The organism is Corynebacterium sp. H127, assembly GCF_037482665.1.
Taxonomy (GTDB): domain Bacteria; phylum Actinomycetota; class Actinomycetes; order Mycobacteriales; family Mycobacteriaceae; genus Corynebacterium.
Genome location: NZ_JBBHKY010000031.1, coordinates 1 through 655, shown reverse-complemented (window position 1 = coordinate 655; position 655 = coordinate 1). Strand labels below are relative to the sequence as shown.

General features: G+C 55.3%; 1 pseudogene. It reads right to left on the bottom strand.

The features are described 5' to 3' along the window. Positions 1-655 (bottom strand): annotated as a pseudogene (locus WG936_RS12235) (HNH endonuclease); the annotation flags it as partial.

Genomic DNA, 655 nt, shown 5'->3' with positions numbered 1-655 from the left:
AAAATGGAGCATTTGAGCGCAACGAATGCAAAGCTTGGTGTGCCTCGGTCTGTCGATGTTTTATGGGAATTACCGAAGTTAAAGGACCACGCTGGTCGATCCAGGCGAACAGCAGACGTCAAAGGACATGAAGGGATGCTTCGTGCTGCTTCGAGCTTGTTCGCAGTCCATACCTTCCTTGCTTCAAGCGCCTTCCTGATTTCCGGCACTTGGCCCAGCAGCTTCCTTACCGCTGAAACTGCTTTACCAGCCTTGAGGAGCTTTCCAACGGGTAAGAAGTTCACTGCTGTCCACAAACATCCGGCAATGTCGCCCTTGAAGCAGTTAATTGCATCGGTCACGCCGATCAAATCGAGGATTAGATTGAGTGCTTCCTTACCGATCTGCTCTTTGAGGATTTCAAGAACCCCAGGAGGGGCCTCAATACCTTCCCCTGTATCTGCGCCTTGGTCTTGGGCTGCTTGAATCTCTGCCTGCTCGGCATGCCATTTGTCCATCGCAATCCGATAAGCCTCGTCTGCGGCTTGTGCCGCCAGGTCAGCATCCTTGCCGGCGGCGACTGCGGAGGCGCGCGCATCAGCTGCTGATGAGGCGGCTTCGTTGGCGGATTGGTGTGCGGCTGCGGCGTAGCTTGCTGCTTGGTCGGCGTTGGCTG